At 73.4% G+C, this 20,496-nt stretch carries 21 protein-coding genes and 1 tRNA gene; 18 read left to right on the forward strand and 4 right to left on the reverse strand.

Translation table 11 applies throughout. The features are described from left to right. Nucleotides 1-6: 6 nt before the first annotated feature. From AC6EH9_RS05050 to AC6EH9_RS05060, 3 genes are read left to right on the forward strand one after another with little or no spacing between them, the layout of a single operon-like run. Nucleotides 7-1,266, forward strand: coding sequence for a fatty acid desaturase family protein (locus AC6EH9_RS05050; RefSeq protein ID WP_498421171.1), 1,260 nt, complete (start codon nucleotides 7-9; stop codon nucleotides 1,264-1,266). Beyond that, on the forward strand, nucleotides 1,266-1,739 hold the full coding sequence (locus tag AC6EH9_RS05055; RefSeq protein ID WP_498421173.1) for a hypothetical protein: 474 nt from the start codon (nucleotides 1,266-1,268) through the stop codon (nucleotides 1,737-1,739). The genes AC6EH9_RS05050 and AC6EH9_RS05055 overlap by 1 nt, the downstream gene beginning before the upstream one ends. 9 nt (nucleotides 1,740-1,748) lie before the next feature. Beyond that, nucleotides 1,749-2,831: a DNA polymerase domain-containing protein gene (locus AC6EH9_RS05060; protein ID WP_498421175.1), complete on the forward strand. Its 1,083-nt coding sequence runs from the start codon at nucleotides 1,749-1,751 to the stop codon at nucleotides 2,829-2,831. A gap of 12 nt (nucleotides 2,832-2,843) precedes the next feature. On the opposite strand, the gene AC6EH9_RS05065 is transcribed toward AC6EH9_RS05060, so the two are convergent. From AC6EH9_RS05065 to AC6EH9_RS05075, 3 genes are read right to left on the reverse strand one after another with little or no spacing between them, the layout of a single operon-like run. Beyond that, on the reverse strand, nucleotides 2,844-3,941 hold the full coding sequence (locus AC6EH9_RS05065) for a hypothetical protein (RefSeq protein WP_498421178.1): 1,098 nt from the start codon (nucleotides 3,939-3,941) through the stop codon (nucleotides 2,844-2,846). Then, the gene (locus AC6EH9_RS05070; protein WP_498421180.1) at nucleotides 3,938-4,486 is read right to left on the reverse strand and encodes a hypothetical protein; all 549 of its coding nucleotides are present in this window, start codon (nucleotides 4,484-4,486) and stop codon (nucleotides 3,938-3,940) included. The genes AC6EH9_RS05065 and AC6EH9_RS05070 overlap by 4 nt, the downstream gene beginning before the upstream one ends. Before the next feature lie 25 nt (nucleotides 4,487-4,511). Next, the gene (locus AC6EH9_RS05075; RefSeq protein ID WP_498421182.1) at nucleotides 4,512-5,645 is read right to left on the reverse strand and encodes an ATP-dependent DNA ligase; all 1,134 of its coding nucleotides are present in this window, start codon (nucleotides 5,643-5,645) and stop codon (nucleotides 4,512-4,514) included. 65 nt (nucleotides 5,646-5,710) lie between these two features. Between AC6EH9_RS05075 and AC6EH9_RS05080 the strand changes: the two genes are divergently transcribed. The 6 genes from AC6EH9_RS05080 (at nucleotide 5,711) to AC6EH9_RS05105 (ending at nucleotide 10,589) form a co-directional block, all read left to right on the forward strand. Continuing rightward, nucleotides 5,711-5,789, forward strand: a tRNA-Gln gene (locus tag AC6EH9_RS05080). Between the two features lies 1 nt (nucleotide 5,790). Next, nucleotides 5,791-7,230: a bifunctional UDP-N-acetylglucosamine diphosphorylase/glucosamine-1-phosphate N-acetyltransferase GlmU gene (glmU, locus tag AC6EH9_RS05085; protein ID WP_498421184.1), complete on the forward strand. Its 1,440-nt coding sequence runs from the start codon at nucleotides 5,791-5,793 to the stop codon at nucleotides 7,228-7,230. A gap of 105 nt (nucleotides 7,231-7,335) precedes the next feature. Continuing rightward, nucleotides 7,336-8,316: a ribose-phosphate diphosphokinase gene (locus AC6EH9_RS05090; RefSeq protein WP_498421186.1), complete on the forward strand. Its 981-nt coding sequence runs from the start codon at nucleotides 7,336-7,338 to the stop codon at nucleotides 8,314-8,316. 228 nt (nucleotides 8,317-8,544) lie between these two features. Further along, nucleotides 8,545-9,198 (forward strand): 50S ribosomal protein L25/general stress protein Ctc, encoded by a 654-nt coding sequence (locus AC6EH9_RS05095; protein ID WP_498421188.1) that lies wholly within the window; start codon nucleotides 8,545-8,547, stop codon nucleotides 9,196-9,198. A gap of 31 nt (nucleotides 9,199-9,229) precedes the next feature. Beyond that, nucleotides 9,230-9,829 carry an aminoacyl-tRNA hydrolase gene (gene pth / locus AC6EH9_RS05100; protein ID WP_498421189.1) on the forward strand — a complete coding sequence of 200 codons (600 nt, stop codon included), beginning with the start codon at nucleotides 9,230-9,232 and terminating at the stop codon, nucleotides 9,827-9,829. 103 nt (nucleotides 9,830-9,932) lie between these two features. Next, complete coding sequence (locus AC6EH9_RS05105; RefSeq protein WP_498421191.1) at nucleotides 9,933-10,589, forward strand: hypothetical protein; 657 nt, start codon at nucleotides 9,933-9,935, stop codon at nucleotides 10,587-10,589. Nucleotides 10,590-10,607: 18 nt separating this feature from the next. Here AC6EH9_RS05105 and AC6EH9_RS05110 read toward each other — a convergent pair whose 3' ends face one another. Continuing rightward, on the reverse strand, nucleotides 10,608-11,393 hold the full coding sequence (locus AC6EH9_RS05110; protein WP_498421192.1) for a TetR/AcrR family transcriptional regulator: 786 nt from the start codon (nucleotides 11,391-11,393) through the stop codon (nucleotides 10,608-10,610). Nucleotides 11,394-11,646: 253 nt separating this feature from the next. On the opposite strand from AC6EH9_RS05110, the gene AC6EH9_RS05115 reads away from it, so the two are divergent. The 9 genes from AC6EH9_RS05115 to AC6EH9_RS05155 are packed head-to-tail and all read left to right on the forward strand — an operon-like array spanning nucleotide 11,647 to nucleotide 20,471. Then, entirely contained in the window at nucleotides 11,647-13,008 is a 1,362-nt protein-coding gene (locus AC6EH9_RS05115) for an exopolysaccharide biosynthesis polyprenyl glycosylphosphotransferase (RefSeq protein ID WP_498421194.1), read from the forward strand. Further along, the gene (locus AC6EH9_RS05120) at nucleotides 13,008-13,547 is read left to right on the forward strand and encodes a UDP-N-acetylglucosamine--LPS N-acetylglucosamine transferase (protein ID WP_498421196.1); all 540 of its coding nucleotides are present in this window, start codon (nucleotides 13,008-13,010) and stop codon (nucleotides 13,545-13,547) included. The genes AC6EH9_RS05115 and AC6EH9_RS05120 overlap by 1 nt, the downstream gene beginning before the upstream one ends. After that, the gene (locus AC6EH9_RS05125; RefSeq protein ID WP_498421198.1) at nucleotides 13,544-14,110 is read left to right on the forward strand and encodes a glycosyltransferase; all 567 of its coding nucleotides are present in this window, start codon (nucleotides 13,544-13,546) and stop codon (nucleotides 14,108-14,110) included. The genes AC6EH9_RS05120 and AC6EH9_RS05125 overlap by 4 nt, the downstream gene beginning before the upstream one ends. Beyond that, nucleotides 14,107-14,646: an acyltransferase gene (locus AC6EH9_RS05130; RefSeq protein ID WP_498421199.1), complete on the forward strand. Its 540-nt coding sequence runs from the start codon at nucleotides 14,107-14,109 to the stop codon at nucleotides 14,644-14,646. The genes AC6EH9_RS05125 and AC6EH9_RS05130 overlap by 4 nt, the downstream gene beginning before the upstream one ends. Continuing rightward, nucleotides 14,643-15,947 carry an O-antigen ligase family protein gene (locus tag AC6EH9_RS05135; RefSeq protein WP_498421201.1) on the forward strand — a complete coding sequence of 435 codons (1,305 nt, stop codon included), beginning with the start codon at nucleotides 14,643-14,645 and terminating at the stop codon, nucleotides 15,945-15,947. Before AC6EH9_RS05130 ends, AC6EH9_RS05135 begins: the two co-directional genes overlap by 4 nt. Before the next feature lie 49 nt (nucleotides 15,948-15,996). Next, nucleotides 15,997-17,076, forward strand: a complete 1,080-nt coding sequence (locus AC6EH9_RS05140; protein ID WP_498421203.1) for a P-loop NTPase family protein — start codon at nucleotides 15,997-15,999, stop codon at nucleotides 17,074-17,076. Continuing rightward, on the forward strand, nucleotides 17,073-18,008 hold the full coding sequence (locus AC6EH9_RS05145; protein ID WP_498421205.1) for a glycosyltransferase family 2 protein: 936 nt from the start codon (nucleotides 17,073-17,075) through the stop codon (nucleotides 18,006-18,008). The genes AC6EH9_RS05140 and AC6EH9_RS05145 overlap by 4 nt, the downstream gene beginning before the upstream one ends. After that, entirely contained in the window at nucleotides 17,986-19,557 is a 1,572-nt protein-coding gene (locus AC6EH9_RS05150) for an MATE family efflux transporter (RefSeq protein ID WP_498421207.1), read from the forward strand. The genes AC6EH9_RS05145 and AC6EH9_RS05150 overlap by 23 nt, the downstream gene beginning before the upstream one ends. Beyond that, complete coding sequence (locus AC6EH9_RS05155; RefSeq protein WP_498421209.1) at nucleotides 19,554-20,471, forward strand: sulfotransferase domain-containing protein; 918 nt, start codon at nucleotides 19,554-19,556, stop codon at nucleotides 20,469-20,471. The genes AC6EH9_RS05150 and AC6EH9_RS05155 overlap by 4 nt, the downstream gene beginning before the upstream one ends. Nucleotides 20,472-20,496: the final 25 nt, after the last annotated feature.

Here is a 20,496-nt window from a genome sequence, read left to right on the forward strand (position 1 = left end):
GGTTCCGTGGCCATCGCGGACGTCAAGGAGTACACGCACCTCAGCGAGGACGAGGTCGAGCAGATCGGCCGCGAGCTCGACGCGATCCGTGCCGAGATCGAGGAGTCGCGCGGCGCCGCCGACGCGGCGTACATCAACCGGATGATCCGCATCCAGCGCGGCCTCGCCGCCGGCGGCCGGGTGGCGCTGGTCGCCAGCGCCTGGTCGAGGACGGCCGGCCTGCCCCGGGTGCGCAGGCCCGCGTGGGTCGCCGGCACCGCGATGCTCGGGCTGGCCAAGATCCTGGAGAACATGGAGATCGGCCACAACGTCATGCACGGCCAGTGGGACTGGATGAACGACCCGGAGATCCACTCCAGCAACTGGGAGTGGGACACCGCCCAGCCCGCCGAGCAGTGGAAGCACTCGCACAACTACATCCACCACCAGTTCACCAACGTGCTCGGCTACGACAACGACATCGGCTACGGCATCCTGCGGATGGCGCGCGAGCAGAAGTGGCACCCCTACTACCTGGGCCAGCCGGTCTACAACGCGCTGCTCGCCACGCTCTTCCAGTGGGGCGTGGCCCTGCACGACCTCGACCTGGAGCGGATCCGCAAGGGCGAGAAGGACCCGAAGGAGATGAAGCGGCAGCTGCTCCAGATCGGGCGCAAGATCCGCGGTCAGATCGCCAAGGACTACGTCGTCTACCCGGCGCTGGGCGGGCCGGACTGGCGCGCCACGATGACCGCGAACGCGACCGCCAACCTGGCCCGCAACCTGTGGTCCTACATGATCATCTTCTGCGGGCACTTCCCCGACGGTGCGCTGCACTTCACCGAGGAGGAGATCCAGGACGAGACCCGTGCGGAGTGGTACCTGCGCCAGATCCTGGGCGCCGCCAACTTCGAGGGCGGCCCGCTGCTGCACATCGCGTCGGGCAACCTCGGCTACCAGATCGAGCACCACCTGTTCCCGGACCTGCCCAGCAACCGCTACGCGCAGATCTCCGAGCGGGTCCGGGCGCTGTGCGACAAGTACGACATCCCCTACACGACCGGTCCGCTGCACCGCCAGTACGGCCAGGCGCTGCGCACGATCATGAAGCTTTCCCTGCCCAACCACATGACCAGCAGCGACGACCCCGCCCCGCCCGAGCGCAGCGACACCTCCGACGAGGGCGCCCGCGACCGGCGGCGTCGCTCCGACGCCGAGCGCCCGCCGCGGCGCACCGAGCTCGGCGGCTGGTCGCGGCGCGGCTCGCGGCGTGGGGACGCCGACTGATGGATCCCGCCCCGCGTCCCTTCTCCGAGCTCGCGGTCGACCCCGAGCTCGCCACGCCGGTGCCGTTCGCCTGCGGCACCGGCGAGGCCGGCGAGCCGGCCTCGGCCCGCGACCTCGACCAGCGCCGGGTCACCCAGTGCGCGCTGAGCCGGGTCTGCGGGATCTGCGGTGCCGGGCTCGGCCGCCCGGTGGCGTTCCTCGGCTCCGAAAACGAGGCGGCGCGCAACGCCTTCCACTTCCCGCCCACGCACCTGACCTGCGCGCAGGCCCTGCTCGCGGCGTACGACGCGGTGGACGCGGCGGTGCTGGGCCAGCCGGGCCCGGTCGCCACGTGGGCGCTGGTGACCACCGGCGGCTTCGAGTTCGTCCGCGCCGGGCGCGAGCAGGCCGACCGGCGTCCGGTGTTCTCGCCCAACTCGATCCTCGAGCACGCCGCGCTCGAGAACAGCAGGCGTGGGGGGAGCCCCCGCTAGCGTGTGCCCATGGTGAAGCCCCCTGCAGCCGAGGTCGACGCCGGTGGACGCGCGGTGCGCGTGTCGAGTCCGGACCGGGTGATCTACCCGGCCACCGAGCGCACCCCGGAGATCACCAAGCTCAGGGTGGCGCAGTACTTCGCCGCGGTCGAGGACGGGCTGATGCGCGCGCTGCGCGATCGCCCGACCGCGCTGGAGCGGTGGCCCTCCGGGGTGCGCGAGGGCTTCCGGCTGGCGACCGGGCCGCAGGACAAGGACGCTGAGGCGTTCTACCAGAAGCGGATCGCCAAGGGCGCACCCGACTACGTCGAGTCCGTCGAGATCGCGTTCCCCTCGGGACGCCGGGCCGCCGAGATCTGTCCGACCGAGATCGCGGTCCCGGTCTGGTGCGCGCAGATGGGCACGCTGACCTTCCACCCCTGGCCGGTACGACGCGCCGACGTGGACCACCCCGACGAGCTGCGCATCGACCTCGACCCGCAGCCCGGCACCACGTTCGCGGACGCCGTGCGGGTGGCCGGCCGGGCCCGCGCGCTGCTCGAGGAGCTCGGCATCGTCGGCTTCGCCAAGACCTCCGGCAACCGCGGGATCCACATCTTCGTGCGCATCGAGCCGCGCTGGGACTTCGTCGATGTCCGGCACGCCGCGATCGGCCTGGGCCGCGAGCTGGAGCGCCGCGACCCCGGCGTCACCACCGCCTGGTGGAAGGAGGAGCGCGGCGAGCGGATCTTCGTCGACTACAACCAGAACAGCCGCGACCGCACGATCGCCTCGGCGTACTCGCTGCGTCCGCTGCCCGGGGCGCCGGTCTCCACGCCGGTGACCTGGGAGGAGCTGGCCGAGGTGGAGGACCCGCGCGACTTCAACCTGCTCACCGTGCCGGAGCGCCTCGCCGCCCAGGGCGACCCGTGGGCCACGATCGACGACCGCGCGTTCTCCCTCGACCCGCTGCTGGGCCTGTGGGAGGAGCAGGGCGCGGTCGAGCTCAACTACCCGCCGGACTACCCCAAGATGCCCGGCGAGCCGCCCCGGGTCCAGCCGAGCAAGAAGGTCGCCGCGCACTGGGACGCCGAGGGCAACCGGGTCGAGTGAGGGCGGCGGCCCTCAGCCGTGCCGGAAGGGCGTGTCGCCCTCCACCAGCATGTGCTCCACGGCGGCGGGATGGTGCTCGCCGGCCATCGTCAGCGACACCGTGGTCACCGCGCCGTCGGCCGCCACGTCCTCGAGGCTCACCACGTCGCTGAGCGGGGAGCGGGTCTTGAGCGAGGTGCCGTCGGTGAACAGCTCCTCGAGCTCCCCGACGGCGGCCTCGGCGTCCTCCTCGGACTCGAAGTGGTACGCCACGGTGACCAGGGCGGCGTCGTCCTGGACGCCCCAGCCGATGCCGACGGCGTCGAACGCCTGGTCCAGGCCCTCGGCGCCAGACGATCCGGCGTCCAGGGAGTCGCCCGGGCTGAGCACGGCGGAGACCACGTCCGCGGCGTCCAGCGCCTCGGCCACTGCCAGCAGCGCCTCGTCGTCGGCGAGCGACTCCTTGGGCCCGGCCAGCCACTGCTCGACGAACGACGTCCGCGGCGAGGCCGCGAGCCGGTCGCCGTCGGCGGCCATCCGCAGGGGCATCCCGAGCGGACGGGCCACGGTGCGGCTCTCGATGTCCATCTCCATGTCCTCGCCGTCCCCGGCACTGACGATGCCGTCGGAGACCTCGGTGAGGTCCTCGGCCAGGCTGTCCTCGTCGAGCGCGCCAGAGACCATCAGGAACGTGCTCGGCGCGCCGGCCTCCTCGACGAACACGTCCACGTCGAGGACCGACCAGCCCAGCTCCGCGTCGTACTCCTCGGCGCTCTCGGTGGACTGCCACATCGACTCGGGCATCGGCACGTGCACGAGGGGGGCCGAGGAGTCCTCGGGGCGCAGCCCGGTGAGCGGCATGAGCCAGGCGGAGATCTCCCCGGCGTCGAAGCCGTCGGGGCGCTCCAGGCCCGCGAGCTCGGTGGCCGCGGCCAGGTCGCCCGTGCGCACCAGGGTGGTGCCCTCGTCCTCGCCGTGGGCCGCGGCCGGGACCTCGGCGAGCGCCCGGGCCACGGAGTAGCCGTCGCCGGACGCCACTGCGGAGCCCCCGTCCCCTCCGCAGCCCGAGACGGCCAGAGCGGTGAGGCCGGTGAGCGCGGTCAGGGCGGTGCCGAGACCCGGGCGGGTCATACCCCGGTCACGCCCTCGCCGCCGCCGGCCTGCTCGTCGAAGCTCTCGTGCTCAAGCAGGTGCAGCACCGGCACGCCGAGGTGGCGCCGGGCCCGCGAGCTCCAGTCGACGTGGAAGAACTCCGCGACCACGTGCGGGCGGGTCAGGATGATCGCCTCGCGGCCGTCCACGGCCTTGACCTTGGCGGCCAGGGCCTCGACCGGCGCCTGGGTGACGACCTCGCCGACGGCGTCGGCGCCGACGGTCCGGAGCGCGGCGACCGTGTCGACCAGGGCGGCCTCGGAGGTCTCCAGGCACTCGCGCCGGACCTCGTCGAGGTCGACGTCGCTGAGCACCATGCCCGGGGTGCCCAGCATGTCGCCGGCGCCCAGGGTGCCCATCGAGGCCTCCACCCGTCCGGCGGCGTCCTCCACGGGAAGCAGCACGTGGTAGCGGACCGGCTCGTCCAGAGCCTGGTGCAGCGAGGTCACCTGGGCGGCGTCGGCGGCCGAGAGCGCCTGCTCCACCAGCAACACCACGTTGTAGGTCGCGGTCGGTTCGGCCATCGTGGGGGTGCCTCCTGAGATCGGGTCAGCTGACGTCGAGGATCCTACTCAGGTCGTAGCGCACCGGCTCGTCCAATTGCGCATACCCGCACGACTCGGGGTCGCGGTCGCTGCGCCACCTCTTGAACTGCGCGGTGTGGCGCAGCCGGCGGCCCTCCATGTGGTCGTAGCCCACCTCGAGCACCAGCACCGGGCGCAGGGGGACGAAGGAGAGGTCCTTGCCGGCGCTCCAGCGCGACTGGGTGCCGGGCACCCGGTCGGGGTTGGCGATCGCGCCGCCGGCCTGGATCCACCCGCCCCAGGGGTGCTCCTCGGCCGGGCAGACCAGCGGCGCCAGCTCCTCGACCAGCTCCGCGCGCCGCTTCGCGGTGAAGGACGCGGCCACCCCGATGTGCTGCAGCGTGCCCTCGTCGTACAGGCCGAGCAGCAGGGAGCCGAGCAGCGGCCGCTGCGGCGTGGAGGTCTTGTGCAGGCGGTAGCCGGCGACCACCACGTCGGCGGTGCGCTCGTGCTTGACCTTGAGCATCGTGCGCGCGTTCTGCTGGTACGGCGCGCCGAGGGGCTTGGCGACCACCCCGTCCAGCCCGGCGCCCTCGAACTGGGTGAACCACTCCTCGGCGAGCCCCGGGTCCTCGGTGATCCGGGTCAGGTGGCAGGGGCCGGTGCCGTCCAGGTGCGCGAGGGCCTGCGCCAGGACGGCGCGGCGCTCGGCGAAGGGCCGGTCCAGGTACGACGTGTCGCCCAGCGCCAGCAGGTCGAAGGCCACGAAGCTGGCCGGCGTCCGCTCCGCGAGTGTGCTGATCCGGGAGGCGGCCGGATGGATGCGCTCCTGGAGGACCTCGAACTCGAGCCGGTTCCCGCCGGGGGCCTCAGGGCTGTCCACGGCCACGAACAGCTCCCCGTCGAGCACGCAGCGCTCGGGCAGCTGGGCCCGCACGGCGGCGACGATCTCCGGGAAGTAGCGGGTCAGCGGCTTGGTGTTGCGCGAGGCCAGCTCGACCTCGTCTCCGTCGCGGAACACCAGGCACCGGAAGCCGTCCCACTTGGGCTCGAACGCCAGGCCCGGCACGTCGCCGACCCCGTATCGGGCCGGGTCGGGGATCCCGCGCACGGACTTGGCGAGCATCGGCGCGACGGGCGGCATCACGGGCAGGTCCACGGAGGCGACAGTAGCCGTGGGGCCCGGCGACAGTAAGGTGTGGATCCTATCCCTCAGGGGATCGATCCCCGGTTGGTCTGCCGGCAGGGCCCGCCTGACTTTGAATCAGGACTAGCGACGTAGGTTCGACTCCTACCCGGGGAGCGTGGATAACCTCACCGTCATCGTTCTGGCCGCCGGCGGCGGCACCCGGATGAAGTCCAAGACCATGAAGGTCCTTCATCCGGTCTCCGGGCGCAGCATGATCGGCCATGTCCTGACCGCCGTGGCCGGCGTGCAGCCCGACCGCGTGGTGGCCGTCGTGGGCCATCAGCGCGAGCAGGTGGGCCGCCACATCCGCGAGCTCCTGCCCGAGGCGGTGCTCGCGGTCCAGGAGACCCAGGAGGGCACCGGGCACGCCGTCCGGGCGGCGATGGCCGCGCTCGAGGGCCCGGTCACCGGGACGGTCATCGTGACCGCCGGCGACACCCCGATGCTCACCGGCGAGAGCCTGCGCGCGTTCGCCGCGGACCACGAGGCGGCCCAGCGCGCGGTCAGCATCCTGTCCGGCGTGGTCCCCGACCCGTTCGGCTACGGACGGGTGGTCCGCAACGCCGAGGGCGACGTGGAGGCCATCGTCGAGGAGAAGGACGCCACCCCCGAGCAGCGCGACATCCGCGAGATCAACTCCGGCATCCTCGCCTTCGACGCGGAGTTCCTCGTCGAGGCGCTCGCCGCGATCGGCAACGACAACGTCAAGGGGGAGTACTACCTCACCGACGCGGTGCGGATCGCCCGCGACGCCGGGCTCAACGTCGGGGCCTGGCAGATCGACGACGTCCGCCAGACCGAGGGCGCCAACGACCGGGCCCAGCTGGCGGCCCTGGGACGGGAGATGAACCGTCGCATCGTCACCCGCTGGATGCTCGACGGCGTCACCGTGATGGACCCCGACACCACCTGGATCGACGCCGACGTGGTGCTCGCCGAGGACGTCACGCTCCTGCCCGGCACCCAGCTGCTCGGGGCCACCGTGGTCGGCGAGGACGCCGTCGTCGGCCCCGACACCACCCTCAAGGACTGCGAGGTGGGTGCCGGTGCCCGCGTCGTACGCACCCACGGTGAGCTGGCCGTGGTGGGCGCCGGTGCCACCGTCGGCCCCTTCTCCTACCTGCGGCCCGGGACGACGCTGGGCAGCGAGGGCAAGATCGGGGCCTTCGTGGAGACCAAGAACGTCGCCATCGGCGAGGGTGCGAAGGTCCCGCACCTGTCCTACGTCGGCGACGCCGAGATCGGCGAGGGCACCAACATCGGGGCCGGCACGATCTTCGCGAACTACGACGGGGTGGCCAAGCACCGCACGGTGGTCGGACGCCACGCCAAGACCGGCTCCAACAACACGTTCGTCGCGCCGGTGCGGATCGGGGACGGCGCCGGGACCGGCGCCGGGACCGTGGTCCGCGGCGACGTCCCGGCCGGGGCGCTGGGGGTCTCGGCGGGCCCGCTGCGCGTGGTCACCGGCTGGACCCAGCGCCGTCGCCCGGGCACCGCCCAGGCCGAGGCCGCCGCCGCAGCCTCGCAGGAGAGCACACCCGACGAGATGTGACGAGCATCGTCCCAGATGGCGGCGTCACAGTTTGGGAGCCCTACCCGCTGTGAGGGAGGATGGGGGGCGGGGACAAGAGCGCGATGACACAGGGAGCGGCGTGACGTGAGCGGTATGAAGCTGAGCACCGAGAAGAACTTGATGGTCTTCAGCGGCCGGGCACACCCCGCCCTCGCCGAGGAGGTGGCCGAGCTGATCGGGACCGGCCTCGTCCCGTCCTCGATGTACGGCTTCGCCAACTCCGAGCTTTACGTGCGCTACGAGGAGTCCGTGCGCGGCTCCGACGCGTTCGTGATCCAGAGCCACACCGCTCCGGTCAACGAGTGGATCATGGAGCACCTGATCATGGTGGACGCGCTCAAGCGCGCCTCCGCCAAGGAGATCACGGTCGTCCTGCCCTTCTACGGCTACGCCCGCCAGGACAAGAAGCACCGCGGCCGCGAGCCGATCTCGGCCCGCCTGATCGCGGACCTCTTCAAGACCGCCGGCGCCGACCGGCTGATCACCGTCGACCTGCACGCCGACCAGATCCAGGGCTTCTTCGACGGCCCGGTCGACCACCTGATGGCGCTGCCGATCCTGGCCGACTACGTGCGCGAGAAGTACGGGCGCGGCCAGCTCGCGGTCGTCTCGCCCGACGCCGGGCGGATCAAGGTCGCCGAGCGCTGGTCGGCTCGCCTCGGCGGTGCGCCGCTGGCCTTCATCCACAAGACCCGCCGCACCGACCGCCCCAACGAGACGGTCGCGAACCGGGTGGTGGGCGAGGTCAAGGGCCGGATGTGCGTGCTGGTCGACGACATGATCGACACCGGCGGCACGATCGTGAAGGCCGCGGACGCGCTGATGGCCGAGGGGGCGGCGGGCGTGATCATCGCCGCCACGCACGCGATCCTCTCCGACCCCGCCGTCGACCGGCTCAAGAACAGCGCGGCGGTCGAGGTGATCGTGACCAACACCCTCCCGATCGCGGAGGACCGGCACTTCGACAAGCTCACCGTCCTCTCCATCGCACCGCTGCTGGCGCGCGCGATCCGCGAGGTCTTCGAGGACGGCTCGGTCACCTCGATGTTCGACGGCCACGCCTGAGCGCGACGATTCGACCACTCGCGACGGCCGGGGCTAGACTTCTGCGGTTGCCTCGGCGAGGGAGGGCGTCCACCTGGACGCCGGCTCCGTGATCGACAGGGCTGGCAGGACCTCTCCGGTGCGCCGCGCTGACTCGATCGCGCGGCGTTTTTCGCGCTCCACCCCTCGCAGCCGACGACCGACCTGACAATCCTTCGCACCACCCCCCACGCACGAGGAGTCCTGAGCATGTCTGCCGAGAAGATCACCGCTGAAGCCCGTACCGAGTTCGGCAAGGGCGCCGCTCGACGCATCCGTCGCAGCGCCAAGGTGCCCGCGGTCATCTACGGCCACGGCAACGAGCCGGTGCACGTGATCCTGCCGGGCCACAGCACGATGCTGGCCCTGAAGAACGGTGGCGCCAACGCCCTCGTCGAGCTCGACCTCGACGGCGAGATCCACCTGGCCCTGGCCAAGGAGGTCCAGCGCGACCCGATCAAGGGCTTCCTCGAGCACGTCGACTTCGTCGCCGTGGTCCGTGGCGAGAAGGTCACCGTCGACGTCCCCGTGCACGTCGTCGGCGACGCGGCCCGCGAGACGCTGGTCGTGACCGAGAACGCGACCGTGCAGCTCGAGGCGGAGGCCACCCACCTCCCCGACTTCATCGAGGTCTCGATCGAGGGTGCCACGGCCGGCACGCAGTTCACCGCGGCCGAGCTGGTGCTGCCCAAGGGCGCGAGCCTGGTCACCGACCCCGAGACGCTGATCGTCAACGTCACCCAGGCCCAGACCACCGAGCAGGTCGAGGCCGAGCTCGAGGAGGCCGAGGCCGAGGCCGGCATCGAGAAGGACGAGAAGGACGACGCTGCCGAGGCGCCCGCCGAGGACACCGACTCCGAGTGACCCGCGGACCAGGGCCGGGAGACCTCAGCCGATGAGCGAGGCCGCCTCCGAGGTGTGGCTCGTCGTCGGCCTGGGCAATCCCGGCCCTGGCTATGCCGGCAACCGGCACAACATCGGCTACCTCGTCACCGACGAGCTCGCCTCCCGGATGCGCTCGCCGTTCCGGGCCCACAAGTCGGGCCGGGCCGACGTCGTCGAGGGACGACTCGGCGCGCCCGGCAGCCAGGGGCCGCGGGTGGTGCTCGCCCGCCCGCGCTCCTACATGAACGAGGTCGGCGGCCCGGTCTCCACGCTCGCCAAGTTCTACAAGGTGGCACCCGACCACATCGTGGCCATCCACGATGAGCTGGACATCGCCTTCGGCACCCTGCGCATCAAGCTCGGTGGCGGCGACAACGGCCACAACGGGCTGAAGTCCATGCGCGCCTCGCTGGGCACCGGCGACTTCTACCGGATCCGCGCGGGGATCGGTCGTCCCCCAGGCCGCCAGGACGTGGCCGACTTCGTGCTCTCGGACTACTCCAAGGTCGAGCGCAAGGAGCTCCCCTTCCAGATCGGGGACGCGGCGGACGCCGTGGAGTGTCTGGTCGCCGAGGGGCTGGAGCGGACCCAGCAGCGGTTCAACTCCTGATCAAGATTTAACCCGCCGCCCGGCGGCGTGCGGGCCTACACTCGACGTCCGGACGCGGGTCGAGCAGTGGCGCGCGACACTGGCAGGCGGGGGGTGTCTGCAGGTGAGCGAACAAGCGAGCCCGGAGACCGTCCTGCAGCTCTCACTGCCCAGTCCCGACGGACTCCTCGCCACGGTGCAGCTGCGCGGGTCCGGGTCGACGTTCGAGCAGGCCGTGCGGGCGATGGCGAGGTCGCTGCCCGCCGGCCCCGAGTCCGTGGCCGAGATCGCGGCCGCCTTCGTGGAGGAGGCCCTGCGCGCTCTGGACGACATGACCCAGGTGGGGGTCCGCGAGCGGCTGCGGTACGTCGCCGAGACCGCCGCGGCGAGGTTCGGGTGCACCGCCTGGTGGCTGGCCACGGTGGCGGGCGACCTGGTGCTCCCGTGCGACCACGGGGCCGGCGACCCGGCCGCCGCGCGTCGCCTGCAGGCGACGGCGCAGCGAGTACGCCCGTTGCGCACCCCGTCGGTGCAGGCCGCGCTCGAGGGAGGCTCGCTGCACGCCACCACGGACCACCCCGCGCTGGGCCGACACCTGCGCGAGGCCGGGGTCAGCGAGGTCGTCGCCGTCGGCGGCTACGACACCGACGCGGTCCAGTGGCTGGTCTGCCTGGGAGACGACCGGAGCGGCCAGGTGCTGCGCGACACCCGCTCGGCCCTGTTCGCGAGCGTGCAGGCCGCGCTCGGCTTCCCGCGCGGTCCGCGCCCGCGCTGGGGCTGAGTCGGGAGGGAGCGGGGCTCAGGAGGCGGGGGGCCGCGGGAGCCCGGCCGTCTCCAGGACGGTGTCGAGGTGCGCGTGGTAGCACTCGTCGACGTTGGTGAAGAACCAGCCGAGCTGGCCGGTGATCTCGAGGGAGACGTACCCGTGCAGGGCCGTCCAGACCATCAGCAGCAGGCTCACCGGGCCGCTGGCCAGGGGCTCGGCCGCGTCGTCGACCAGCCGCCGGCGGACCTGCTGCAGGGCGTCGCTGAGGTGCAGCTCGTGGCCGAAGCGGGCCCGCGTGGGGTCCAGCTCACCGGACCGGGTCGCGGCGACCAGTGTCTGCAGCGGGACGGCGTAGAAGTCCTGCAGCGCGGCGGCGGTGTCGACCTCGCTGCCGGAGAGCAGGAACGCGTGGTCGGTGGTGAAGATCAGGTTGAACTCGGCCCGGTTCTCCAGGGCCCACTCCCGGTAGGCGATGCCCATCGCCCGGCAGCGCTCCCAGGCGGAGTCGGACGCGACGCCGTCGCGAGCCTCGCGCAGCGCCTCGGCCGCAGAGGTGTAGGCGTCGGCCGCCACCGCGGCGACCAGCGCCTGCTGGGAGCTGAAGTAGCGGTAGATGGCGGAGGGGGCGAGGCCCACCTCGCGGGCGACCGCGCGCAGGGAGAGCTGTCCGGCGCTCTGCAGGGTCAGCTGCTCGCGAGCGGCGCCCTTGATCTCCTCGGTGGTCAGCCTGCGCACCTGCTCGCGCCGTGACACACGGGGCTCGGCTGGGTCGTCGGACGGCACCGGCGAGGTCGACGCAGTGACACTTCCGGCCGTCACGTCTCTCCTTCTCGCACCTGCTGTACCTGGGTCCGGCGCCTGCGCGCGCCGCTGCCACCCTACTGCCAGCCGCGCCGCGGCTGCCTCCTCGCCCGCTCACAGTGTGGGATCTGGATCACGTCCGGGTCCCCGTGACCTCCTGCGCGCACCGTCGTTTGACAACAGTGTTCACAGAAGTGGACAGTGTTCTCAGGTGTCGCCGCGGCCTCAGCGCCGGCCACACCGACCGGCTTGCATGGGGGAGGCAAGGCAGATGTCGCACGGCACGCTCAATCTCGTTCCGCCGCTCGAAGCGTTGCCGCCCGCCCCGGTCGCCGAGCGCTTCACCCCGGCGCGTCGCGGGGACCACGCCGCCCTCGCCGGCGAGGCCGTGGCGCTGGTCGCCGCGACCGCGGCGCTGCTCGTCGCGGGACTCTCCTCCGCAGTGGTCCTCGGCACCGCGGTGGCCTGGCTGCTGGCGCGCGCCCTGCGGGCCGGGAGGCCGGCGATCGGCGGCGCGTACGCCCCTCGTCAGCTGCTCGAGGCGGCCGTGCTGCTGGCGGCCGGCGCCGGCCTGGTCGCGGCCTGGGTGGGGCTGAGCCCCCTGGTCCTGCGTCAGGCGCTGCTCGCCGGCGCCGTGCTCGCCGGCGCGGGCGCCGCGGCGCGCTGGGCGGCCGAGCGGCGCGGCGGGCCGATCCGGGCGCTGGTCGTCGGGGACGCCGACGCCCTCGGCAGGGTGCGGGGCCGCTGGTCGCCCCAGGAGGTGTCGGTGACCGCCGTCGCCGAGGTCACGCACGCCCAGGGCGTCGTCGACCTGCTCGACGCCGCCGCCCCCACCGCGATCGACGTGGTGATGCTCGCTCCCGGCTCGGGCCTCGAGGGCTCCGAGCTGCGCCGCCTCGGGTGGGCGCTGGAGGAGCTGGGGGTCGCGCTGGTCGTCCTCGACGGCCTCGAGCCCACCGCACGCCGCCGGCTGCGGCTGGTGGAGGTCGCGGGACGGCCGCTGCTCGAGATCCGCCCGCCCCGTCCCCGGCTCGGGGCCCGGCTCGCCAAGTGCCTGCTCGATCGCGTGGGCGGGCTGGTGCTGCTGGCGCTGGTGGCCCCCCTGCTGGTCGTCCTGGCCCTCGCCGTCCGGCTCGACAGCCCCGGCCCCGCGCTGTTCCGCCAGACCCGGATCGGGCGCTACGGGCGACCCTTCACGATCTTCAAGCTGCGGACCATGCACGTCGGAGCCGAGCAGTTCCGCGACGGGCTGCTGGAGGCGAACGAGGTCGACGCGGTGCTGTTCAAGATCCGCCGCGACCCTCGGATCACCCGGATCGGGCGGCTGCTGCGGCGCTCCTCGCTCGACGAGCTGCCTCAGCTGCTCAACGTCGTGCGCGGCGAGATGTCGCTGGTGGGTCCGCGTCCGGCGCTGCCGCACGAGGTCGCCCAGTACGACGAGCTGGCCCGCCGCCGTCTGGTGGTCCGCCCCGGCATCACCGGGCTGTGGCAGATCAGCGGCCGCTCGGACCTCGACTGGGAGGAGTCCGTCGCCCTCGACGTGCACTACGCCGACAACCTGACGCTCACCGGCGACCTGGTCATCTGCCTGCGCACCGTGCGAGCGGTCCTGCTGGCGAAGGGAGCCTACTGATGACCCTCACCGAGACCCTGCTGCGTCCGGTCGCCGCGCCGGCGAGCCCGGCGCGCACCCCGGCCGCGGAGGCGACCACCCCGCTGACCGGGCCGGTGCTCCTGGTCAGCACCCAGGGCGGGCACCTGGCCCAGCTGCTGTCCCTGCGTTCCTGGTGGGCCCCGCGCGAGCGGCTGTGGGTGTGCCCCGACACCCCGGATGTGCGCGACCGACTGGCCGACGAGCGGCTCGTGGTGTCGCACTCGCCGACGACGCGGAACCTGCCCAACCTGCTGCGCAACCTCGTGCTCGCCGCGCGGGTGCTGCTGCGTGAGCGCCCCGCCATCGTGATCAGCGCCGGCGCGGGCGTCGCGGTGCCGTTCTTCGTGCTCGCCTGGCTGCTGCGGATCCCGACCGTGTTCATCGAGGTCTACGACCGGGTGGACTCCGCCACGATGACCGGCCGGCTGTGCGGGCCGTTCACGACGCGACGCATCGTGCAGTGGGACAGCCAGCTCGACCTGTACCCCGACGCCCGCCTGGTAGGACCGCTGCTGTGAGCGGACTCGTCGTGGTCCTGCTCGGCACCGACCACCATCGCTTCGACCGGCTGGTGCAGTGGGCCGACGCCGCAGCCGAACGGCTCACCCCGCACACCCACGTGGTCGTCCAGCACGGGACGAGCCACGCCCCACACGTCGCCGAGGGCCACGACTTCCTTCCCCACCACGAGCTCCAGCGCCTGCTGCTGGTCGCCCGAGCCGTCGTGTGCCACGCGGGCCCGGGCACGATCCTCGATGCCCGCGCCTACGGCCACCTGCCCCTGTGCGTCCCGCGCGACCCCGCGCTGGGCGAGCACGTGGACGCACACCAGCTCCGGTTCGCCGCCGCCGCCGCGCGCGCCGGTCAGGTCCGGGTCACCGATGACGAGGCCGGCTTCCACCGTGTCCTCGACGACCTCCTCAGCGCCGGCCCCGTCCGCGGCCGCCAGGAGGTCTCCGAGGCGTCGGACCTCGACCTCGCGCGGGCCCGGCTGGGCCGTGAGCTCGACCTGCTCGCCGGCGAGCGGCCGCTGCGGCGCTCCTCGCTGCGGCGCAGCCTGCGCTCGCGGGTGCAGCGATGAGCATCGTGCGCGCCGTCCGCCTCGACCTCGCCATCGCCTGGCGCCACCTGGTGCTCGACCTGCTGGCGGGCTCCGGGCTGGTGCCCCGGCCGCTGCGCTGGGCCCTCTACCGGGCGCTGGGCCTGGACGTGCGGACCGCCAACGTGTTCAGCGGCACCCGGATCACCGGTCGCGACCTGCACATCGGACGCGGCACCTTCGTCAACCACGACTGCTACCTCGACGTCGCCCGGGGACGCATCGAGATCGGCGAGCGCTGCCAGCTCGGGCCTCAGGTGATGGTGCTGACCGCCACGCACGAGATCGGCCCGGACGGCGCCGCCTCGGCGCAGGCCGTCTACCGCACCACCGTCGTCGGCGACCGGGTGTGGCTCGGGGCCCGGGTCACCGTGCTGCCGGGAGCCAGCATCGGCGAGGGCTGCGTGGTGGCCGCCGGCGCGGTCGTCTCCGGGGACTGCCCGCCCGGCGGCGTGTACGCCGGGGTGCCCGCCCGTCGGCTGCGCGCGGTCGAGCCCACCCGCAGCGGTGCCCGATGACTGCGGTCTTCCCTCGCGTGCGAGCCATCGACCGCGCCGCGCTGCCGCTGGCCGCCCTGCTGGTGGCCTACCCGCTGTGGTGGGCGCTGGGGGTGCAGCTCCCCGCCTGGCCGGTGCTGGCGGTGCCGGTGGCGGCCTGGCTGGTGGCCAACCGCCGCACGCTCGCGCTGCCCCCGGGCTACGGGGCGCTGGGCCTCTTCATGGGCTGGGTCCTGGTGTCCGCGCTGATGCTCACCACCTGGCGCTACGCCGCGGCGTACACGCTGCGCCTGCTGCTCTACGCGGCCGTCGCCGTCTTCGCCCTCTTCGTCTGGAACGCACTGCGCCGCGGCCTCGAGCCCTGGCGGGTGACCGGCTGGCTGACGGTGCTGTGGGCGAGTGCGGTGCTGCTGGCGCTGCCCGGCGTGGCCGTCGCGAACCTGGAGTTCACCAGCCCCCTGCAGGCGATCCTCGCCGCCCTCGGCAGCGACGACCCCTTCGTGGTCGCCCTGACCCACCCCGAGTTCTCCGAGTACGACCTGCTCTACGGGGTGCCTCGCCCCAGCCCGCTGTTCGCCTACACCAACGACTGGGGCGCGGCGGTCGGCATCCTGACCCCGGTCGCGGTGCACGCCTGGCTGACCGCGCCGAGCCGCTGGGCGCGGTTCGTGCTGGGATCGCTGCTGACCGTGTCGTTGGTGCCGATCCTGGTCTCGCTCAACCGCGGCTGCTGGATCAGCATCGGCGTGGCCGTCGGCTACGTGCTGCTGCGCCGGGCCGCGGTCGGGCGCATGCACGTGCTCGCCGGGGTGTCGGGCTGCGCGCTGCTGGCGAGCGCGCTGTACCTGCTGGTCCCCGAGGTCAACCGGATCGTGACGGCGCGCTTCGACTACGCCAACACGAGCACCCGCGAGACGCTGTACGAGGCGTCCTTCCGGCTGGCCGCCCGCTCGCCGCTGTTCGGCTACGGCGCGCCGCAGTCCTCCCAGGGGCTCGCCGACAGCAACGACGTCTCGATCGGGACCCACGGCCAGCTCTGGACGATCCTGGTCTCCCAGGGCTTCGTGGGGGCGGCTCTCTTCGTCTTCGCGATGGCCGCGGTGTGGTGGCACGCCCGGCCCCTGTCCGGCAGGTCGCCCGACGTCTGGCTGCACGCCACCGGGCTGGTCCTGCTGGTCCAGATCGCGTTCTACGAGGTCCTGCCGGTGCCTCTCGCGATCGCCCTCTTCGCTCTCGCCGTCACCGGCTATCACCGCACGCGCGACTCGCGCGCGGTGCACCCCACCAGGAAGGAGGACGCGTATGAGCGTCCTGCGGCTTGAACCCGGGCCTGACTGGTCCCCGCAACCCCGAGGCGAGCGGCTGGTGCCGATGACCAGCATCATGGCCTCGCTCACCTCCCGCTGGTACCTGCTGGTCGTCGGGGTCCTGTGGGGAGCCGCCGCCGGCCTCGCCCTGGGCGCCATGCTGCCCACGACGTACGACGCGTCGTCCGCGGTCAGGCTCGGCAGCGGTCTGGTGCCGGTCGGCGACATGTCGACCCCCACGACCTGGGCCGACGACCAGGTCGAGCTGGCCACCACCCGCAGCACCCTGGCCGCCATCGCCGAGGAGCTCGGCGAGGACGGCGCGGAGGTGGTCGAGGAGCGGCTGACGGTCACCGCCCGGGAGAACACCTCGTTCCTCGACTTCACCTACGTCGCGGACTCCGCCGCGCTGGCCGAGGCCGGCGCCGACACCGCCGCGACCGTCTACCTCGACGTGGCCGAGCGCGACGCGCGTCAGCGCTGGCAGGACCAGGCCGACGTGATCACGGGTCTGCTGGCCACGGCCCCCCAGCAGGAGGTCGCCGAGCTGCGCCGGCAGCGCCAGGCCCTCAACCGCACCGTGGTGGACCCCGGCGACGTCGTCGAGAGTGCCGCCGGTCTCGCCGAGCGCGGCGGCGTGCCCCGCGCCATGCTCCCGGTGGCCGGGGGAGTGGGCGGGCTGCTGCTGGCCGGAGCCCTGGCCTACCTGTTGGAGGCCCGCTCCCCGCGGGTGCGCAAGGGGACGGCGCTGCCCGACGACCTGCGCGACCTCGGCCGGCTCGACGCCCCGGGGATCGGGCTGATGGCCGCCGCCGAGCGGCTGTCGACGCTCCCGCTGCCCGACGGCCGGAGCCGCCCCCGGCTGGGTGCGGCCCTGCTGAGCGGGCACAGCGACGAGCTGCTCGAGCAGCTGCGCGGCGCCCTGGCCGGGGTCGGGGCCACCGACGTGCAGGTCGTTGCGTTCGACCCACGCGGGGGCGACGGCGTGCAGACGGCGCGCAGCTGCGACGCGGCGGTGCTGGTGGCGGCCTCGGGGCGCACCACGTTCGCCGCGCTCGACGAGGGCGCCACCCGCCTCGCGCTGCTGCGGGTGCCCTGCCTGGGCGTCGTGACCGTGCCGCGCCGAGCAGGCTCGCGCCGGTGAGCGCCCCCGCCGGCGCCCAGCCGGCGGTCTCGGTGGTCCTGGCCACTCGGGACCGGCTGCCGCTGCTGCGTCGGGCGCTGGAGGCGATCTGGACCCAGGACTACGCCGGCAGGCTGCAGGTGATCGTCGCGTTCGACGGCGCCGTCCCCGGCGACGCCGCGCTTCCCCAGCCGCGGGTCCCCGACCGGCAGACGCTGGAGGTGGTGGCCAACGACCGCACTCCCGGAGTGGCCGGTGCCCGCAACAGCGCCCTCGCCGTGGCGGTGGCCGACCTGGTCGCGACCTGTGACGACGACGACGTGTGGCAGCCGGGCCGGCTGCGGGTGCAGGTCGCCGAGCTGGCCGCGCACGGTGAGGCGGTCGCCGTGGGAGGCAGCGTGCGCATCGTCCGCGGCGAGGAGCACGTGGTGCGTCGCGCCCCGCGCCGGGAGGTGCTGCTGAGCGACCTGCTCGACGACCGGGTGATGGAGCTGCACCCCTCCGCGATGCTCTACCGCCGCGAGACTCTCGACCGGGTCGGTGGGTGGGACGAGACGATCCCCGGCGGCTACGCCGAGGACTACGACCTCCTGCTGCGACTCGCGCGGCACGGCACGCTGCGTCTGGTCGAGGAGGTGGTCGCCGACATCCACTGGAACGGCGGCTCGTTCTTCTTCAGCCGCTGGGAGACGATCGCCGACGCCCTCGAGGTCGTCCTCGAGCGCTATCCCGAGTTCGCCTCGTCCCCGCGCGGACGCGCCCGGATCCACGGACAGATCGCCTTCGCCCACGCCGCCCTGGGCAGACGCCGCGAGGCGACCCGGTGGCTGCGTCGCGGCTGGGCCGACCACCGGCGCGAGCCGCGGCTGGCGCTCACCGCGCTGGTGCTGAGCGGAGCCGTCAGCGCCGGCCGGGTGCAGGAGATGCTGCATGCCCGCGGTCGTGGGATCTAGCACCCCGGGGCTCGCCGACGGGTCCCCGGCCAGCAGCTGGCAGGGCGCGCCGGGGGAGCGCCGCGAGCTGGCGCGCGGCGGCGTGGTGACGCTCGCCGGCGCGATGTACGCCGCGCTCGCGGGGTTCGCCCTGACGCTCGCCGTGGGCCGGCTCTTCGGGGCGCACCTGTCCGGGCTCTACTTCGAGGCCGTCGCGGTGTTCATGATCCTCAACGGCGCGGCCCTGGTCGGCAGCGACACCGGGATGCTGCGCAGCCTGGCCGCGCGCCGGGCGCTGCACGCGCACCGCGACGCCTGGGAGTCGGTGCGGGCGGGGCTGTGGCCGGTGCTCGCCTGGAGCCTGCTGCTCGCCGCGGCGCTGGGCCTGGTCAGCCGGGACCTGGCCCGGGCCCTGGCTCCCGACGACGTCGAGGTGGCCACCGGCTTCCTGCGGGTGCTGGCCGCCACCCTCGTGCTGTCCGCGGTCGGCCAGGCCTGCCTGAACGGGACCCGGTCCTTCGGCAGCCTGCGGCCGTTCGTGCTGCTCTACCAGGTGTGGCTGCCCACCAGCCGGCTGCTGCTGGTGATCGCCCTGTGGTGGGCCGGGGACGACGGCGCCCTGCTGCTGTGGAGCTGGGCCGCCCCGCTGCTGGTGATGGACGTCGCCGCGCTGGCCTACGTCCTGCGCGCCGCACGCCGCGACCTGCGGCTGCCGGGACCCCCGGCGCGCCCCCGGCGCGAGGTGTGGACCGAGGTGTGGCGCTTCAACCTCCCGCGTGGGCTGGCCTCGATGTTCGAGATCGGCATCGTGTGGGTCGACGTGATCATCGTCGGGCTGATGCTGGGTCCGGCCGCGGCCGGTGCCTACGCGGCCGCGAGCCGGTTCATCACCTCCGGGACGATGGCGATGGAGGCGCTGCGCGTGGGCACCGCGCCGACGCTCGCCGCGGCGTACTCGCGCGGCGAGCTGGACCGGGTGCAGGGCGTCTATGCCCTCTCCTCGGTCTGGCTGGTGCTGCTGTCGTGGCCGATGTTCCTCGCCCTGGCGGCGTTCGCGCCGCTGGCGATGGGGCTGGTCGGCGACGACTTCATGGTGGCGGCCACCCCGATGAGCGTGATGGCGCTGGCGATCCTGGGCTACCTCGCGCTCGGCAACATCAACTCGGTGCTGCTGATGGCCGGGCTGAGCCGCGTCACCGCCGGCAACACGGCCGTGTCGCTGAGCCTCAACATCGTCCTCAACCTGGTGCTGATCCCGGTGCTCGGCCTGACCGGAGCGGCCATCGCGTGGGCGAGCGCGCTGAGCGTCGACTCCGTGCTGTGCCTGCTGCGCGGACGGCGGGCGCTCGGGGTCGCGCTGCCCTGGCGCGGGGTCCTGCTCGCCGCCGCCGTCGCGCTCACCGCCTTCGGCGTCCCCGGGCTGCTGGTCCGGGTGCTGGCCGAGCCCAGCTGGGAGTGGTTCCTGGTCTACGCCGCGGTCTCGGTCACCGCCTACCTGCTGCTGCTGCGCCACTGGCGTGTGGCGCTCCAGCTCGACGACCTGCACGACCTGCTGAGGAGAAGACGATGAGCACGTCGCTGCGGGGCACCACCGACGGTCCGGCGCTCCGGATGGCCAAGTCGATCGTCCCCACCCGGGCGAAGGGCGCGGTCGAGGACGGCGTGCGCCGGTTCACCACCGCCACCGCAGGCCTGCGCGAGGGCCCCGAGCTGCTCGTGGTCGGCACCAAGCGGGGCGGCACCACCTTCGTCTGGTCGACGCTGCTGGGCCACCCCCAGGTGATGGCGATGGTGCCGGCGGCCAAGCACCTCAAGAGCAACCACTACTTCTACCGCCACCTGGACCGGGGTCCGGCGTGGTACCTCGGACACTTCCCGACCCGGGCCGCCCGGGCCCACCACGCCGCCCGTCACGGCGGCGCGCTGTGCCTGGAGGCCAGCCCCTTCTACCTCTTCGACCCGCGGGTGGCCGAGCGGGCCGCGGACCTGCTCCCGAGCGCCAAGGTCGTCGTGCTGCTGCGCGACCCCGTGGAGCGGGCGCACTCGCACTACCGCGAGCGTCGCCGCGCCGGCGTGGAGACGCTGAGCTTTCGCGAGGCGCTGCGCGCGGAGGAGGCGCGGCTGGCGGGGGAGGAGCAGCGGATGGCCGACGACCCGCACTACTACAGCCGGCCCTGGGACTGGTACTCCTACCGCACCCGCGGCGAGTACGCACCGCAGGTGCGCCGCTGGTTCGACGCCTACGGCCGCGACCGGGTACTGGTGCTGCGCAGCGAGGACCTCTACACCGACCCGTCCTCGACCCTGGACCGGATCCAGGAGTTCGCCGGGTTGGCGCCGCTGCCGCTGACCGGCCGCAAGCGCAACGCGGTCCGCTCCCACGAGCACATCGACGCCGTCAGCGCCTACGCGCTGCGTGCTCATTACGCCGCTCACAACCAGGAGCTCGCCGAGCTGCTGAACACGCCGGTGTGGTGGCCGTGACCCGCACCCGCCGCGCCCCCGCCGT

The sequence above is a fragment of the Nocardioides sp. Z21_20 genome, assembly GCF_059766585.1.

What these genes read in the sequence shown, in the direction of transcription:
- AC6EH9_RS05060 (WP_498421175.1), top strand. Translation starts at nt 1,749, where the DNA reads ATGGTGAAGCCCCCTGCAGCCGAGGTCGACGCCGGTGGACGCGCGGTG.
- AC6EH9_RS05155 (WP_498421209.1), top strand. Translation starts at nt 19,554, where the DNA reads ATGAGCACGTCGCTGCGGGGCACCACCGACGGTCCGGCGCTCCGGATG.
- pth (WP_498421189.1), top strand. Translation starts at nt 9,230, where the DNA reads ATGAGCGAGGCCGCCTCCGAGGTGTGGCTCGTCGTCGGCCTGGGCAAT.
- AC6EH9_RS05070 (WP_498421180.1), bottom strand. Translation starts at nt 4,486, where the DNA reads ATGGCCGAACCGACCGCGACCTACAACGTGGTGTTGCTGGTGGAGCAG.
- AC6EH9_RS05150 (WP_498421207.1), top strand. Translation starts at nt 17,986, where the DNA reads ATGCCCGCGGTCGTGGGATCTAGCACCCCGGGGCTCGCCGACGGGTCC.
- AC6EH9_RS05135 (WP_498421201.1), top strand. Translation starts at nt 14,643, where the DNA reads ATGACTGCGGTCTTCCCTCGCGTGCGAGCCATCGACCGCGCCGCGCTG.
- AC6EH9_RS05130 (WP_498421199.1), top strand. Translation starts at nt 14,107, where the DNA reads ATGAGCATCGTGCGCGCCGTCCGCCTCGACCTCGCCATCGCCTGGCGC.
- AC6EH9_RS05065 (WP_498421178.1), bottom strand. Translation starts at nt 3,941, where the DNA reads ATGACCCGCCCGGGTCTCGGCACCGCCCTGACCGCGCTCACCGGCCTC.
- AC6EH9_RS05055 (WP_498421173.1), top strand. Translation starts at nt 1,266, where the DNA reads ATGGATCCCGCCCCGCGTCCCTTCTCCGAGCTCGCGGTCGACCCCGAG.
- AC6EH9_RS05140 (WP_498421203.1), top strand. Translation starts at nt 15,997, where the DNA reads ATGACCAGCATCATGGCCTCGCTCACCTCCCGCTGGTACCTGCTGGTC.
- AC6EH9_RS05115 (WP_498421194.1), top strand. Translation starts at nt 11,647, where the DNA reads ATGTCGCACGGCACGCTCAATCTCGTTCCGCCGCTCGAAGCGTTGCCG.
- AC6EH9_RS05095 (WP_498421188.1), top strand. Translation starts at nt 8,545, where the DNA reads ATGTCTGCCGAGAAGATCACCGCTGAAGCCCGTACCGAGTTCGGCAAG.
- AC6EH9_RS05120 (WP_498421196.1), top strand. Translation starts at nt 13,008, where the DNA reads ATGACCCTCACCGAGACCCTGCTGCGTCCGGTCGCCGCGCCGGCGAGC.